Source organism: Streptomyces sp. NPDC002209 (assembly GCF_042890265.1).
In the GTDB taxonomy this organism is placed as follows: Bacteria; Actinomycetota; Actinomycetes; order Streptomycetales; family Streptomycetaceae; genus Streptomyces.
The window spans coordinates 512,996-528,249 of record NZ_JBIARX010000001.1 but is presented as its reverse complement, the minus strand read 5'-3'; the positions used below and the strand labels follow the sequence as shown (position 1 = coordinate 528,249).

Here is a 15,254-nt window from a genome sequence, read left to right as displayed (position 1 = left end):
TTACCCCTGATACGCGATTACTTGGCGACGGCGGCGGCGAGCTTGGACAGCGGCTCCCCGAGGGCGCTGACCGCGTCCGAGAGCTCCTTGCGCTGCTCCGGGCCGACGGTCTCGTACGACGCGAAGTCGTAGCCGTTCTTGTCGGCGCGGTACTTGTCGAGCAGCGTGTTCATCGCGGCGAACTGCTTGTCCAGCTCCGCGGACAGGGCCGGGTCGTTCTTCGCGGCGACCGGCTTGAGCAGCTCGTAGGCCTTCTGGGCGCCCTCGACGTTGGCCTTGAAGTCGACCAGGTCGGTGTGGCTGTAGCGCTCTTCCTCACCGGTGACCTTGCCGCTGGCGACCTCGTCCAGCAGCTCCTTGGCACCGTTCGCCATCGAGGTGGGGGTGATCTCCGCCTGGCCGACCTTCTTCTGCCAGTCGGTGAGGTCGGTGATCAGCTGGTCGGCCAGCTTCTTCTCGTCGTCGCCGATCTTCTTGTCGGCGAACAGGGCCTTCTCCAGGCGGTGCCAGCCGGTCCAGTCCTTCGCCGGGTCCTGGCCGGCCTCCAGGCCGTCCTCGCGGACGTCGACCTTCGGGTCGATGTCACCGAAGGACTCGGCGACCGGCTCGGTGCGCTCCCAGCCGATGCGCGACGCGGCGTACGCCTTCTTGGCGGCCTCGAGGTCGCCGGCCTTGACCGCGTCCGCGAAGGCCTGCGCCTTGGGGAGGGTCTCGTCGGCCTGCTCCTGCACGTACTTGCGGTACTCGGCGACCGCGGCGTCCAGCTCGGGGCTGCGCTTCTCGGCGGCACCGTTGCCCGTGGCCTTGACCTTCTGGCGGATGCCGTCGCCCTTCATACCGGGCTTGCACGAGATCTCGTAGTCGCCGGCCTTGATCTCCGCGGTGATGGAGGCCTTGGTGCCGGGGCCGATGTTCTCGCGCTCGGCGACGATGCGGTCGTCCGGGAAGAGGACGTAGACCTCGGTGACCTTGGAGCCCTTGTTCTCGACCTCGAGGGTGACCTTTCCGGCCGGGAACTCGGTCTTGGAGACCTCGCACGCGCTGTCGGAGGCGGCGACCTTGACCGCCCCGTCGCCGGCGCCGCTCTTCTCGGCGCAGCCGGTGACGGCGGTGAGCGCGGCAACGGCGGCGACCGCGGTGAGGACGGTGAGGCGGGCGGGACGCATGCGGGCTCCTGGCTGTCTGGCGTTCGGCAGACGGCCGCCCCGATCAGGAGGGGCGGCCGGTGAGGCGGACCTAACTTAACCGAGGCTTACCTGACCCATACCCGCGCGTCCAGTGATTCAGCCCACACGTCCGACCGCCGGACACGGGGTCGTCACGGCCCTTCCAGGAGCAGACCACGGGATGGTCAAGCCCAGGTCAAGCCGAGGTGACCGTTCCGTACGGCGGAAGGGCCGCCGTCATGGCGCAGCTGCCGTCGTCCCGTACGGGGACCACGAGCGGGATCCCGGTCCGCGGATGCGGGAGGACCTCCACGGCCTGCCGGTAGACCCGGCTCAGCAGCTCGTCCCCGAAGACCTCGGCCGGCGGACCGTACGCCGCGATCCGCCCCTCGTGCAGTACGGCGGCCCGGTCGGCGTACGCGGCGGCCAGGCCCAGGTCGTGCAGGACGACCACCACCGCGTCACCGGCCGCGGCCCGCTCCCGGCAGATCCGCAGCACCAGCTCCTGGTGGCGCAGGTCCAGGGCCGCGGTCGGCTCGTCGAGCAGCAGCAGCGGGGCCTGCTGGGCCAGCACCCGGGCCAGCGCGACCCGGGCCCGTTCACCGCCGGAGAGCGCGGAGAAGGGGCGGGCGGCGAAGCCGGCCACCTCCGTCGCGGCCATGGCGGCGGCCACCGCCTCCTCGTCGGTGTCGGCGAGCGGTGTGCCCGCCCAGGGGGCGCGGCCCATCCGTACGACGTCCCCCACCGGGAAGGGGAAGGACATCTCCGCGGACTGGGGGAGCACGGACCGGCGCAGGGCCAGATCCGGGGCCGCCCAGTCGCCCACCGGGCACCCGTCGATCCGTACGAGGCCCTCGGCAGCGGGCAGATCGGCCGCGAGGGCGGCCAGCAGGGTGGACTTGCCGGCGCCGTTCGGGCCGACCAGGGCCAGCACCTCGCCGGCCCGCGCGGTCAGGTCGATCCCGGCCAGCACCTCGCGCCCGCCGAGCCGGACACGCAGGCCGACGGCCTCGGCGAAGGCGGCGCCGGGGGCCGGCCGGGCGGGGACACCGCGCCTGCTGCGCCGCAAGGAGGGGAGGTTCACGCCCAGCCTCCCTGCTTGCGGCGGGTGCGGCGCAGCAGCAGGAAGAAGAACGGGCTGCCGATCAGGGCGGTCAGCACACCGAGCGGCAGCTCGGCGGGCCGGGCGATGGTCCGGGCGGCCAGATCGCCCCCGAGCAGGACCACGGCGCCGGCGAGGGCGCTGCCCGGGACCAGGAAGCGGTGGCCGGGGCCGTTCGCCATGCGCAGCAGGTGCGGGACGAGCAGCCCGACGAAGGTGATGACGCCGGCCACGGCGACGGCGGCCGCGGTCAGCAGCGCGACGACGAGGATGAGCGCGAGGCGCAGCCGCTCCACGTCCACGCCGAGATGGCGGGCGGGCCGCTCGCCCAGCGAGAGCAGGTCCAGCTTGCGGGCGTAGAAGGGGGCGACCAGCAGGCCGGCGAGCGCGCAGGGCAGGACGGCGAGCACCTTGGGCCAGGTGGCCTGGGCGAGGGAGCCGAGCTGCCAGAAGGTGATCTGGTTGACCTGCCCGCTGTCCGCGAAGAAGACGAACAGGCCGATCAGGGCGCCGGCGAAGGCGTTGACGGCGATGCCGGTGAGGATGAGGGTGACGACCTCGGTCCTGCCGCCGTTGCGGGAGAGGAGGTAGACGGAGCCGACGGTGACGAGTCCCGCGACGAACGCGCAGGCGGTGACGGTCCAGTTGCCGAGGAAGCTGAGCCCGAGCCCGATGGCGGCCACCGCGCCGACGGCGGCGCCCGCGGAGATCCCGATGACGCCGGGCTCGGCGAGCGGATTGCCGAACACCCCCTGCATCAGGGCCCCCGCGCAGCCCAGGCTCGCGCCGACGAGCAGGGCGAGGACCACCCGGGGGAGCCGTACGTTCCACAGCACGCTCTCGCCGACCCGGTCGAGCGCGGCCCCGCCGAGCCCCAGCCGGTGCTGCGCGGAGCCGAGCACGTCCCCGACGGGAATCCCGTAGGCCCCGACCCCGGCGGACACCAGCGCCAGCCCGCCGAGCACGAGGACCAGCCCCACGGTCAACCAGCCACCGCTGCGGCGGGGCGCCCTGCCCGCCCGGGGCGGATCCGGCTCCGCCGGCGTTCGCGGCGCCGCGGTCCCCGGGGCCGCCCCCGTCAACGCGGCCGTGGCCGCGCCCGTGTCCTGTCCCGTCACGTCACGCGGTCTTTCCGTACAGCTGGGAGATCAGCGAGCTCAACACCTGGTCGGTCCGGGGGCCGTAGTTCAACAGCACGCCGTCGTCGACGCTGACGACCCGCCGGTCCATCCCCGCCGGGGTCTGCGCGACGCCCGGGATCTTCACCAGGCCGTCCGTACCGCCCACGGACTCCAGCCCCTTGGACATCACCAGGATCGCGTCGGGCGCGGCAGCCGCCAGCGCCTCGCTCGTGATCGGCGTGAAGTCCTTGCCGAGCCCCGACTCCTTGCCCGTGTCCACGGCGCCGGCCGCTTCGAGCAGCGAGGCCGCGCCCGAGTCGGAGCCGCCCATCAGGTACACGGACGCGGTGCCGCGCAGGTAGAGGAACGCCACCCGCGGCTTCCTCCCGGTGGCCGCATCGGCGGGGATGCCCTTGCGGGCGGCGGAGATCCGGTCCGCGGTGCGCCGGTTCAGCTGCGCCCCGGCGTCCCGCACGCCCAGCGCGCCGGCCACCGTCTCGATCCGCTTCGGTACGTCCTCCAGCGACTTGGCCGGGGCCACCACCAGCAGCGGGATGCCCGCGTCGCGGATCTGCCCGATCGCCTCGGCCGGGCCGGAGGTGGTCTCGGCCAGCACCAGCGTCGGGCGCAGCGAGAGCACGCTCTCCGCCGAGACGTCGTGGCCCCGCGTCACCACCGGCAGTTGCGCGGCCTGTTCGAAGGTGGCCGTGATGTCGCGGGCGACGACCCGGGGGCCGAGGCCCAGCGTCTGGACGATCTCGTTGAGGCTGCCCGTCAGCGGGACCACCCGCTCCGCCGAGGTCACCGTCACCTGGCGGCCGTCGGCCGAGGGCACGGTCACCGGGAGCGCCGGCAGCGGCGCCGGGGTGAGCGGCTCCACCCGGTCCGGCGCGGCGGCCGGGCGGGCGGCGGCGCCGGGTCCGGTGGCGGACGTGCCCGCACAACCCGTCAGGGCGGCCAGAGCCAGCGCGGAGAAGGTCAGCGCGAGGGCAAGGGCGCGGCGGGGGAGGCGGGTTGACGCGGCGGGCGTAGGCACGAAGGCACCGTCCTGATCGTCCGGCTGGAGGTCGGGCTGAGGTTCCGGGGAGCCGGGGGTTCCCCTCCGGCTGGAGGTAGCTTAGGTTAGCCTAACCTTATTAACCAGACCCGGAAGGGGCATTCATGCCCTCGCGACCCGCCCGCGCATCCGCAGTCGCCCTGTTGGCAGCCCTGGCGGCCTTGGCGGCCCTGTTGGGCGCCCTGCTCCCGGCCACCGCCGCCCATGCGGCCGGCCGCACCGTGCAGGGAGGGCGGCTCGACTGGGGCATCAAATCGTCCTTCCAGAGTTATGTCACCGGCCCGGTCGCAAAAGGCTCTTTCCAGCTGAAGAACGGTGCCGCCACGGCCGGCGGCAGCCTCTTCCGCTTTCATTCGGCCACCGGCTCCTACGATCCGGACACCGGTGCCTTCGAGGCCGCCTTCACCGGCGGCGTCGGCTTCCAGGGCCACCGGAAGCCGGACGGCTCGTACGAACTGGACCTGACGGTCAGCCGCCCCACCATCAAGATCAACGGCGGCAGCGGCACCCTGTACGCGGACGTCTCCAGCAAGGCCAAGGACACCGGCGCGGTCACCACCCGGACCCAGGTGCCCTTCGCCACCCTCGGCCTCGGTGGCGTCAACATGAAGGGCGGCGGCAGCCCGATCGCCCTGACCGACATCCCGGCCACCCTCACCGACCAGGGCGCCGAGGCCTTCGCGGGCTACTACTCGGCGGGCGCGCAGCTCGACCCCGTCTCGCTCTCCGCCGACGTCAAGGCCGCCCCGGCCGCCGAGGCCCCGCCGTCCCCGAGCACCCCGGCCCAGGCCCCGCAGGCCCCGCAGGCCGCGCAGGGGGCGTTCACCGACGCCGCCGTCGACTGGGGTGTGCGGCGCACGTTCCGCGAGTACGTCACCGGCTCCGTCGGCCAGGGCAGGTGGACCCTCGCCGAGGGGGCCCAGGACGGCGGCGCGCTGTTCCGCTTCCCGCAGGGCAAGGGCACGTACGACGGCCGGAAGGGGACCCTCGACGCCGTCTTCGCCGGCACGGTCCACTTCACCGGCGCCCATCTGGACCTGACGCTCGGCAAGCCGAGCGTCAAGGTGGAGAACGGCAAGGGCGTCCTGTCCGCCGACGTCACCACCGGCAGCGAGACGAAGAACGCCGTCGCGCTCGTCGAGTTCGACGCCAGGGGACTGAAGACCGAGGGCGCCCTCGCCACCCTCACCGAAGCCCCGGCCGCCCTCACCGAAGGCGGCTCGCAGGCCTTCGGCTCCATGTACGCGGCGGGCACCGAGATGGACCCCGTCTCGCTCGCCGTCGCACTCGACGCCACTGCCAAGCTGCCGGCCCTGCCCGACCTGGGCTCCACGGCCTCGCCCGCCGCGCCTGCGGCCCCCGGCGCGTCCGCCGCTCCCGCCGCGAAGGAGGGGGAGTCCTCGAACACCGGGCTGTACGCCGCCCTCGGGGTGGCCGTCCTCGTCCTGGCCGGCGGCGCGGCCTCCCTCGTGCTGCACCGCAACCGCCGGACGCAGGCCGCCGCGGCAGACCAGGCCGCCGCGGCGGACCCGGCCGCACCTGCCGGAGCCGCGGACGCGCAGCAGTCCAAGTCCTGACCGCTCACCCGCCGACAGCCCTTGCACCTCACCCCCCGTCAGCCACCCCCCGTCGCCTTTCAGGAGGCCCCCGCCATGTCCTCGTCCCGCCGCCGTCCGCTCGCCCTCGCGGCCGCCGTCGCCACCGCCGCCGCGCTCGGCGCCACCGCCTTCGTCCTGCCCGCCACGGCGGTGGGCGGCGGCGGGCAGGCCCCCGCGGCCGTCGCCGCCGCGCCGATACCGATCGTGAACGGCACCCTCGACTGGGGCGTCCTGGCGAGCTACCGCTCGTACGTCTTCACCATCGCCAAGGGCACGATCACCCCGGCGGACGGGGCCACGCTGAACGCGGACGGCACCTTCCGCTTCGGTTCGGCGACCGGGCGGTACGACAAGGACGGCGGACACGTCGTGACGGCCGCCTTCAAGGGCAGCGTCACCTTCGACGCGCCCGCCCACGGCTTCAAGGTGACCCTCGCCGACTTCCGCTTCGACACGGGGACGAAGAAGCTGACCGCCGACGTCACCAAGAACGGCACCCTCACCGCCGGCGTCCCGATGGCGGACGTGGCCTTCGGCGGGCCCGCGATGGACAAGCTGGGCACCACCCTCACCAAGGAGGCTGCGGAGCAGCTGGGTTCGGACAAGTACGTCGGCCTGGCCGGCGACCCGCTCACGGCAGCCCTGCAGTTCGCGCAGCCGTCCCCCTCTCCCTCCGTGTCCGTGACGACGTCGGCGCCGGCTTCCACCGGCCCGTCCCCGTCCCCGTCGTCCCCGGCGAACTCCTCGACCCCCTCGCAGGGCGCGGGCTCCCCGGCGGCCGACGGCCCGCAGCAGCTCCTCGGCGGCCGGCTGACCTGGGGCGTCAAGGACTCCTTCCGCTCGTACGTGGGGAAGGGCGGCGGCTCGGTCGCCCCGGCGGGCGGAGCCGTCGCGAGCGGCGACACCTTCGCCTTCCCCCTCGGCAAGGGCGAGCTCGACGCCAAGAAGCAGAAGCTGACCGCCTCCTTCGCGGGCAACCTGCGCTTCCAGCGGGCCGACCACGGCATCGACATGACCTTCGGGAACCTGCGCATCAACGCCGAGGGCACGAAGGGCACCCTCGTCCTGGACGTCAAGACGCCCACCGCCACCAAGGCGGACGTCCCCTTCGCCACGCTCGACCTGTCGAAGAGCGAGTACCGGACCTCGGGCGGCCTGCTCACCCTGAACGCCGTCCCGGCCGCCTTCACCGCCGAGGGCGCCGCCGCCATCGGCGCCCCGAGCCCGGACTACGCCGAGGGCAAGCCGGCCGACCCCGTCACCCTCTCCGTGTCCGTCGACAAGGACGTCGCCATCCCCACCACGGCGCCCACCGCCACCCCCACGACGGCCACCGCCGGCGGGACCGGCGGCACGGGCGGCGCCGTGGGCGGCGGTGGCAGCGTGGGCGGCAACCTCGCCAGCACCGGAGCCGAAATCCCGGCCGGAGCCCTGCTCGCCACCTCGGGTGCGGTCGTCGCGGCGGGTGCCGGCGCGGTCCTCCTCGCGCGCAGGCGGCGCGCCGTCCGGATCTGAACCGTGTTTCAATTCCCGCGTGAACGATCTCGATGTGCTCAAGGTCTTCTGCGCGGGCGACGGACGGCACGGCAACCTGCTGGGCGTCGTACGTGACGGCCGGACCTGCCCCGACGACGCGTCGCGGCAGGCGCTGGCCGCCGAACTCGGCTACAGCGAGACGGTGTTCGTCGACGACCCCGAGCGCGGGGTCGTCGACATCCGCACACCCGGGACGCGGATGTCCTTCGCCGGGCATCCGCTGGTCGGGGTCGCGTGGCTGCTCGACATCGAGGAGCTCCAGCCGCCGGCCGGTTCCGTATGGGCCCGTGACGACGGGGAGTTCACCTGGATCACGGCCCTCCCCGAGTGGGTCGAGGGCAAGCGCACCGAGCAGTACGCGAGCCCCGCCGAGGTCGACGCGCTGCCCGCGCCGCCGCCCGGCGAGGGCTGGCTGTACGCCTGGGCCTGGGAGGACGAGACCGCGGGCCGCATCCGGGCCCGCGGCTTCCCGCGCCGCCCCGACGGGGTCATCGCCGAGGACGAGGCCACCGGATCGGCCGCGATACTGCTGACCGCCGAGCTGAACCGCGCCCTGAACATCACCCAGGGCGCGGGCTCCCAGATCCTCACCGCGCCCGGCCCGGACGGCACCGTCGAGATCGGCGGCCGCGTCCGCTTCGCGAGGCTCCCCGAGGCGCGGACCGAGTAGGCGCGCACCGCGGGGCCCGCGCCGAGCCGGTGCGGACCCCTCGGGGGGAGAGGGGGACCGGAGCGCGTCAGGCGCTCAGCGGGAACTCCCGGCCCAGCTCGCGGAAGACCGCGCCGTTGAAGTCGAAGGCGCGCTTGCACTCGTCGATGATGCGCTGCTTCTCCAGGTCGTCCGCGGCGATCGCGTCCAGCAGCTCGCGGTAGGTGCGCTTGAAGGCCGCGGGGTTGGCGATGTCCGCGAAGACGTAGAAGCGGACACCGTCGCCCTTGCGCGTGAAGCCCCACGTCCGCTCCGCCTTGTCGCGGATGATCTGGCCGCCGGAGAGGTCGCCCAGGTAGCGGGTGTAGTGGTGGGCGACGTACCCGCCGGGCCAGGTGGCCGCGCACTCGGCCACACGGCCCGCGTAGGTCTCGGTGGCGGGCAGCGCGATCAGGCTCTCGCGCCAGGACGGCCCGCGCAGGTGCGCCAGGTCCCGCTCGATCTCGGCGACGCGCATGAGCTCGGGCTGTATGAACGGGCCGGCCACCGGGTCGTCCTTCAGGGACTCGGCCGCGTCCTCCAGGGCCCGGTACACGAACCACAGCTGCTCGGTGTAGCGCGTGTACGCGTCCACCCCGAGCCGGCCGCCGAGCAGGTCGCTCATGAAGGTCGAGGTCTCTGCCTCGGTGTGCTGCTCGTGCGACGCGACACGGATGACCGTAGAGAAGGCGTCCAAGACAATCCTCCGGAGACAGGACGAGGAGCGGGCGGGCCCGCCGGGCGTGACGGCACGTCCGCCACGCCCGATCCTCGTGCTTAGGCTTACCTAAGTCAATGTCTTCCCGACGCCTTGTCGGTAAAACACCTCCGGGGAAGATTCTCCGACGGGTACTGCGGTTTTTCGCGGCTGTACGGCTGTACGGCTGTACGGCTGTACGGCCGCACGGCCATGCGGCTCTACGGCAGGGTGAGGATCTCGGCTCCCGTGTCCGTCACCACCAGTGTGTGCTCGAACTGCGCGGTGCGCTTGCGGTCCTTCGTCACGACGGTCCAGCCGTCGGCCCACATGTCGTACTCGTGCGTGCCCAGGGTCAGCATCGGCTCGATCGTGAAGGTCATCCCGGGCTCGATGACCGTCGTGGCGTGCGGGCTGTCGTAGTGCGGGATGATCAGGCCGGAGTGGAACGACGAGTTGATGCCGTGCCCGGTGAAGTCCCGGACCACGCCGTAGCCGAAGCGCTTGGCGTACGACTCGATGACCCGGCCGATCACGTTGATCTGGCGGCCCGGCTTGACGGCCTTGATCGCCCGGTTCAGGGCCTCGCGGGTGCGCTCCACCAGCAGCCGCGACTCCTCGTCCACCTCGCCGCACAGGTACGTGGCGTTGTTGTCGCCGTGCACGCCGCCGATGAACGCGGTGACGTCGAGGTTCACGATGTCGCCGTCGCGCAGGACGGTGGAGTCGGGGATGCCGTGGCAGATGACCTCGTTGACCGAGGAGCACAGGGACTTCGGGAAGCCCCGGTAGCCCAGCGTCGACGGGTAGGCGCCGTGGTCGCACATGTACTCGTGCGCTACCCGGTCCAGCTCGTCGGTGGTCACCCCCGGGGCGATCAGCTTGGCGGCCTCTTCCATCGCCTGGGCGGCGATCCGGCCGGCGATGCGCATGGCCTCGATGGTCGCGGCGGACTGCACCTCCGGTCCGGTGTACGGAGTGGGCGCGGGCCTGCCCACGTACTCGGGCCGGCGGATGTTTCCGGGAACGGAACGGGCGGGAGAGAGCTCGCCTGGTACGAGCAGCGACTGGCCAGACATGCAAGCGAGTGTATCCAGCGGGGATGGGGCAGCATGGCGGCAGAGAGCGGTATCGAGAGGTATCGAGAGGAGCCCGAGGACGATGGCCCTGTTCAAGAAGCGTCAGGTGGGCAAACCCGGCGAGTGGTACTACTGCCTGGTCCACCACAAGGTCGAGGAAGGCCCGGAGTGCCCGGCGAAGGACCGTTTCGGCCCGTACGCGACGCCGGAGGAGGCGAGCCACGCCATGGAGACGGCGGAGGAACGCAACCTCGAATGGCAGAACGACCCCAAGTGGAACGACAAGTCCCGCGACGAGGGCGAGGGCACGGTCGCCCCGTAGGGCCGTAGGGCCCGGCCTCGTGGGGCCGTGGGGCTCCGGGCCTCGCGGGGCCTACCAGCGGCTGGGCGGCGGTGCGGTCAGCTGGTCGGCCAGCCGCGCCAGCCGGTCCCGCAGCCGCCGCGGCCCGCGCTGCACCGGCAGGCCGTTCTCCCCGGCCGCCGCGCTGACCAGGTGCTGCACGGTGTCCAGATCGAGCTCCCCGGCCCCCTCCCGTACGGACAGGGCGTCGTGCGCGAGCGCGGCGAGATCCGGATCCCCGCCGTCCAGGGACAGTACGGTCGCCCCCGCGCGCCGGGCGTCGTGCACCCGCTCCAGCAGCCCCGCCCCGGGCTCCTGCGGCGCCACCACCAGCAGGGTGTGCCCGCGCCGGGCCGCCTCCAGCCGGCCCAGCCCCACCGACAGGTGCGCCGGCTCCCCGGGCAGCACGCGGTGGCGTACGAGCGTCGGCGCCAGCTCCGGCAGCCCGGACCAGGCGGCCTCGTCCACCAGGTGCGCCGCCAGGTGCCAGGGCTCGTACTGCTCGGTCCCCACCAGCAGCAGATTCCCCCCGGCCGGTGCGACGGAGCGCCGCAGCGATCCGGCGAAGCGGCGCGCGGCACCGGGCCACTGCGTACCGGCGAGCACCTCGCGCAGCAGCGCGACCCTCACGGCGTCCATATCGGCATCCTGCCGCATGGAAGGGACATACGGGAGCGCTTCGCCCCGCACCGCCCGGCCGGGCGCAGCCGCGTTCCCGTTCGACTCTGCGGATCCCGGCATTACCCTCGCCCCCATGACCTCCTCAGACAGCACTCAGACTTCCCCCGCGACGGCGCCGGCCAAGGCACCGGCCAAGGACCCGTGGGACCTGCCGGACGTCTCCGGCCTCGTCGTCGGCGTCCTCGGCGGCACCGGCGACCAGGGCCGGGGCCTGGCCTACCGGCTCGCCCGGGCCGGCCAGAAGGTGATCATCGGCTCCCGCGCCGCCGACCGCGCGCAGAGCGCAGCCGACGAACTGGGCCTCGGCGTGGAGGGCGCGGACAACGCCGAGTGCGCGCGCCGCAGCGACATCGTGATCATCGCGGTGCCGTGGGAGGGCCACGCCAAGACCCTCGAAGCCCTGCGCGAGGACCTCGCGGGCAAGCTCGTGGTGGACTGCGTCAACCCGCTCGGCTTCGACAAGCAGGGCGCGTACGCCCTCCACGTCGAAGAGGGCAGCGCGGCCCAGCAGGCCGCGGCCCTGCTCCCCGACTCCCGGGTGACGGCGGCCTTCCACCACCTCTCGGCCGTCCTGCTCCAGGACGAGTCCGTCGAGGAGATCGACACCGACGTGATGGTCCTCGGCGAATCCCGCGCCGACACGGACATCGTGCAGGCCCTGGCCGGCCGCATCCCGGGCATGCGCGGGGTCTTCGCGGGCCGCCTGCGCAACGCCCACCAGGTGGAGTCCCTGGTCGCCAACCTGATCTCCGCGAACCGCCGCTACAAGGCCCACACGGGCCTGCGCGTCACGGACGTCTGAACCCGCCCGTTCCCCTGCCCGGCGCCGAAGCGGCCGCCGGGCAGGAAGCGCGTCACCCCCGACGGCTCCCGGCACGCGCCCCCACGGGGCCCAGGTGCGCCACCACCCCCTGGTAGAAGCGGTCCACGGCCTCGTCGACACTGCGGATGAACCCGGACTCGGTGTTGCCGCGGGTGTTGCCCATGCCCTTGATCAGCGACAGCCGGAACCCGCCGAGCGGCGCGCCGCCCTTGGGCACCAGGTCGCCCGGCTCGGGACGCAGCCGCTCGAGGGTGCCGCGCGGCCCGGTCCCGCCCTCGACGAGGGTCTCCACGTGCAGGTCCGCCGGCGCCCCGGCCAGCAGCCGCACCAGCCGCTTGACGGTGGTCAGCGGATACGAGCCCTCCGGCGCCGGTACGTCGACCGTGGTGCGGACCTTCCCCGTCCGCAGATCGGCCGTCACCGCGATGACGCTGCTCGTCCCGTCGATGCGCAGCTCCGCCGAGAGCCGCCCGTCGCGGCACAGCTTCTGGGCCGCGGCGGAGCGGCGCGCCTGCGGATCGCTGCCGCGCCGGACCCGCTGCACCGGGAGCGCCTTCTGGCCGAGCTCCCCGCCCAGGCGCAGGCAGACCTGGCGGATCAGCCGCTCCCAGCTCTCGACCACCTCGACGGCACGCGCATCGTCGGGGGCGAGGGTTTCGTCCTCGATCCCCTTGCGTACGGGCACCCAGGCGGCCCCCATGTTCTGAAACCCGTGGCAGCCCGACTGCTCGTGCTGGAGGTACTCCAGCAGCTCCTGCAGCAGCCAGGCGTGCGCGGCGTTGCCCACGCCCTCGTGGCGGATCAGCATCTGGGCCTGGTGGGCCACCTCGGCCCAGGACAGGTGCCAGAGGCTGACCTTGTGCTTGCGGCGCCCGTCGATCTTGACGTCCACCATGGCGGTGCCCTCGAGGGCGACGTCGTTGGAGAGCGTGATCACGGCCTCGTAGCCGCGGCGTGCGGCGATGTCCATGTACTGCTGGACCTGCTCGGCCTTGAGCGGGTTGCCGTTCGTCTTCGTCTCCACCAGCGCGGTCCAGAGCTTCCCGGCGCGCTCGACCCGGATCACCCCGTCCGGGCGCCGCGGGGTCTCGCCGTGCGGGAGGGACACCTCGGTGAAGGTCTGCATGCGTCCGGCAGGGGCCCCGAACGCCGCCGTGAGGCGCCGGCCGAACTCCGGCACCTGCGCCATGACGGACAGCAGCACGGAGGTGGCGCGCACCTCGCGCTCCTTGTCGCTCTTCAGCGTCGGGACGGGGAACAGCCGGGCCGGGCGCCAGGAGTCGTTCTCTGCGAGCGAGTTCCCGGCCACCTTGGGCAGGGTGACCTTCTTCCTGGTCGTACGGGGGCCCCGGCCGCGGGCCTGGGCGGGCACGGCCGCGGTGCCGCCGCCCGCCGGGGCGAGGGGCTCGGCCGGGACCGGAGCCGGGACCGGAGCCGGGACCGGGGCTGCGGGCGGCGCCGGCTCGGCCTGCGCCGCGGGCGCGCCCTGGGCGGCGGGGCCCGCCTCGGTGGCGCTCACGTCACCGCCCGCCCCCTCGCCGCCCCCGCTGTCCCCGGTCTCTTCGGCCTCCTCGGTCTCCTCGAGGACGGAGATGCCGAAATCCGTGGCCAGACCGGCCAGTCCGGTCTCGTAGCCCTGCCCGACCGCGCGGAACTTCCACTCTTCGCCGCGCCGGTACAGCTCGCCGAAGATGAACGCGGTCTCCACGCTCGCGTCGCGGATGGAGAACCCGACGAGCGGTTCGCCGCCCCGGTCCGCGACGGTCATCCGCAGGTCGTCCAGGTCCCCGAAACGCGCGCCGCCGTACTGACTGGCCGCCACCACGATCCGGGCGACCCCCTCGGGGACGGCGGTGAGGTCCACGCTGATCCGGTCCTCGTCGCCACTGCCGGTCGGCGTCTTCCCCAGCAGCTGCACGCTTCCGTCGGCGGCGGCGGGGTTGTTGTAGAAGTAGAAGTCGTTCTCGCTGCGGACCTTGCCGTCCCCGTCGACGAGGAGCACAGAGACGTCGGCGTCGCCGGCTCCCGACGCGCTGCTCCAGCTCAGGCTCACGACCACGGCCCCGGCGTCCTCGCTGAGGGCGGTCAGGCTGACGTTCGCACCCTTGGAGATCTCCTGCATGTCCATCCCCCAGTCGCCCGGCAGCGTCCGTATCGGACCGAGCAGGCCGGACTGTCGTTCCGTCGTTCCGTCGTGCGCGTCGCGCGAGATGTGCGGCGCGCCCCCGGCGAACCGTAGCGGCGCGGTGCTTGGGAGATCGGGGAACGGCGAAAAAGGGCGAAGCGGAGGGCGCGGGGCTTTACGGGAGCACTGCGGGGCATGGGGGACACTGGAGGGGCTCGACCCCGTTCCGTGTCGCCGAGGAGCTGTTCCCCATGCCCCGCCTTGCCCTGTTCGCCATCGTCGTCTGCGTGCTGTCCGTGGCCGCGGCCGTGGTCGCCTTCGTGGAGGGCAGCTTCCTGGGCATCGTGTGGGTGCTGCTGGCCGGGCTCACGTCCAACATGGCCTGGTACTACCTGCGCAAGGCGAAGGCCGAGAAGGCCGCCCGCTCCGCGGGCTAGGACTGCGGGCCCGCGCAGAAGCCGTTCGTGTCCTGCCAGAAGCGGTACAGGTCGCGGCCGCAGTAGGTCTCCAGGTCCGACACGCCCAGCGAGGCCAGCAGATCGCGCACCACGTCGAAGAAGAACGCGTTGACCTCCGGGACCCACAGCAGCGCGAAGACGGCGATCAGCCCGAACGGCGCCAGCGGCGCCACCTCGCGGCGGATCCGGTACGAGAGCCAGGGCTCGATGATCCCGTAGCCGTCCAGGCCCGGGACCGGCAGGAAGTTCAGGATCGCCGCCGAGACCTGGAGCAGCGCGAGGAAGGCGAGCGCGAAGCGGAACGGCATCGGGACGCCGTCGAGGGCGTCCAGCCAGAACGGCGCCGTGCAGACGATCGCGAAGGCCACGTTGGTCAGCGGGCCCGCCGCCGAGATCAGGCTGTGCTTCCAGCGGCCCTGGATCCGGTCCCGCTCGATGTAGACGGCGCCGCCGGGCAGACCCAGCCCGCCCATGATCACGAAGATCACCGGCAGGACGATGCTGAGCAGCGCGTGCGTGTACTTCAGCGGATTCAGCGTCAGGTAGCCCTTGGCCCCGACGGTGAGGTCGCCGCCGTGCAGGGCGGTGCGGGCGTGCGCGTACTCGTGCAGGCAGAGCGAGACGATCCAGGCCGAGGTCACGAAGAGGAACACGGCGAGCCCGGTGCTCGTCGAGTACCCCGTCCACACGGCCCACCCGGTGACCGCCATGACGGCGGCGATACCGAGGAATACGGAACTGATCTGCCGCTCGCTGCGGCTGCCCTGATGACCCATGCGGCGA

The 15,254-nt window shown here is 73.0% G+C and carries 15 protein-coding genes; 6 read left to right on the top strand and 9 right to left on the bottom strand.

What is annotated here, in order from left to right; translation table 11 throughout:
* Positions 1-17: 17 nt before the first annotated feature.
* The 4 genes from efeO to ACFYXK_RS02380 all read right to left on the bottom strand — a co-directional run bounded on the left by efeO (position 18) and on the right by ACFYXK_RS02380 (position 4,425).
* Positions 18-1,166, bottom strand: coding sequence for an iron uptake system protein EfeO (efeO, locus tag ACFYXK_RS02395; RefSeq protein WP_389409445.1), 1,149 nt, complete (start codon positions 1,164-1,166; stop codon positions 18-20).
* Positions 1,167-1,362: 196 nt separating this feature from the next.
* Positions 1,363-2,256, bottom strand: a complete 894-nt coding sequence (locus tag ACFYXK_RS02390; protein WP_389409832.1) for a heme ABC transporter ATP-binding protein — start codon at positions 2,254-2,256, stop codon at positions 1,363-1,365.
* Positions 2,247-3,386 carry a FecCD family ABC transporter permease gene (locus tag ACFYXK_RS02385; RefSeq protein ID WP_389409444.1) on the bottom strand — a complete coding sequence of 380 codons (1,140 nt, stop codon included), beginning with the start codon at positions 3,384-3,386 and terminating at the stop codon, positions 2,247-2,249. The genes ACFYXK_RS02390 and ACFYXK_RS02385 overlap by 10 nt, the downstream gene beginning before the upstream one ends.
* 1 nt (position 3,387) lies before the next feature.
* Complete coding sequence (locus ACFYXK_RS02380; RefSeq protein ID WP_389409443.1) at positions 3,388-4,425, bottom strand: hemin ABC transporter substrate-binding protein; 1,038 nt, start codon at positions 4,423-4,425, stop codon at positions 3,388-3,390.
* Between the two features lie 125 nt (positions 4,426-4,550).
* Between ACFYXK_RS02380 and ACFYXK_RS02375 the strand changes: the two genes are divergently transcribed.
* From ACFYXK_RS02375 to ACFYXK_RS02365, 3 genes are all read left to right on the top strand, one after another.
* Entirely contained in the window at positions 4,551-6,023 is a 1,473-nt protein-coding gene (locus ACFYXK_RS02375) for an HtaA domain-containing protein (protein ID WP_389409442.1), read from the top strand.
* A 75-nt stretch (positions 6,024-6,098) separates the two neighbouring features.
* Positions 6,099-7,559, top strand: a complete 1,461-nt coding sequence (locus tag ACFYXK_RS02370; RefSeq protein WP_389409441.1) for an HtaA domain-containing protein — start codon at positions 6,099-6,101, stop codon at positions 7,557-7,559.
* Between the two features lie 19 nt (positions 7,560-7,578).
* Entirely contained in the window at positions 7,579-8,250 is a 672-nt protein-coding gene (locus ACFYXK_RS02365) for a PhzF family phenazine biosynthesis protein (protein WP_389409440.1), read from the top strand.
* Between the two features lie 67 nt (positions 8,251-8,317).
* On the opposite strand, the gene ACFYXK_RS02360 is transcribed toward ACFYXK_RS02365, so the two are convergent.
* Together ACFYXK_RS02360 and map are read right to left on the bottom strand one after the other, a co-directional pair.
* Positions 8,318-8,965, bottom strand: coding sequence for a heme oxygenase (biliverdin-producing) (locus ACFYXK_RS02360; protein ID WP_389409439.1), 648 nt, complete (start codon positions 8,963-8,965; stop codon positions 8,318-8,320).
* Positions 8,966-9,186: 221 nt separating this feature from the next.
* On the bottom strand, positions 9,187-10,044 hold the full coding sequence (map, locus tag ACFYXK_RS02355; protein ID WP_030291553.1) for a type I methionyl aminopeptidase: 858 nt from the start codon (positions 10,042-10,044) through the stop codon (positions 9,187-9,189).
* Positions 10,045-10,126: 82 nt separating this feature from the next.
* On the opposite strand from map, the gene ACFYXK_RS02350 reads away from it, so the two are divergent.
* The gene (locus tag ACFYXK_RS02350; RefSeq protein ID WP_389409438.1) at positions 10,127-10,366 is read left to right on the top strand and encodes a hypothetical protein; all 240 of its coding nucleotides are present in this window, start codon (positions 10,127-10,129) and stop codon (positions 10,364-10,366) included.
* Between the two features lie 51 nt (positions 10,367-10,417).
* Here the strand turns inward: ACFYXK_RS02350 and ACFYXK_RS02345 are convergent, their stop codons facing one another.
* Positions 10,418-11,023, bottom strand: a complete 606-nt coding sequence (locus tag ACFYXK_RS02345) for a hypothetical protein (RefSeq protein ID WP_389409437.1) — start codon at positions 11,021-11,023, stop codon at positions 10,418-10,420.
* A gap of 115 nt (positions 11,024-11,138) precedes the next feature.
* On the opposite strand from ACFYXK_RS02345, the gene npdG reads away from it, so the two are divergent.
* Positions 11,139-11,867 (top strand): NADPH-dependent F420 reductase, encoded by a 729-nt coding sequence (gene npdG, locus ACFYXK_RS02340; protein ID WP_383507684.1) that lies wholly within the window; start codon positions 11,139-11,141, stop codon positions 11,865-11,867.
* A 52-nt stretch (positions 11,868-11,919) separates the two neighbouring features.
* Here npdG and ACFYXK_RS02335 read toward each other — a convergent pair whose 3' ends face one another.
* Positions 11,920-14,010 (bottom strand): TerD family protein, encoded by a 2,091-nt coding sequence (locus tag ACFYXK_RS02335; RefSeq protein ID WP_389409436.1) that lies wholly within the window; start codon positions 14,008-14,010, stop codon positions 11,920-11,922.
* A 254-nt stretch (positions 14,011-14,264) separates the two neighbouring features.
* Here ACFYXK_RS02335 and ACFYXK_RS02330 point away from each other — a divergent pair, with 254 nt between their 5' ends.
* Positions 14,265-14,450: a hypothetical protein gene (locus ACFYXK_RS02330; RefSeq protein WP_266629765.1), complete on the top strand. Its 186-nt coding sequence runs from the start codon at positions 14,265-14,267 to the stop codon at positions 14,448-14,450.
* Here ACFYXK_RS02330 and ACFYXK_RS02325 read toward each other — a convergent pair.
* Positions 14,447-15,247 (bottom strand): site-2 protease family protein, encoded by an 801-nt coding sequence (locus ACFYXK_RS02325; protein WP_389409435.1) that lies wholly within the window; start codon positions 15,245-15,247, stop codon positions 14,447-14,449. The genes ACFYXK_RS02330 and ACFYXK_RS02325 overlap by 4 nt on opposite strands.
* Positions 15,248-15,254: the final 7 nt, after the last annotated feature.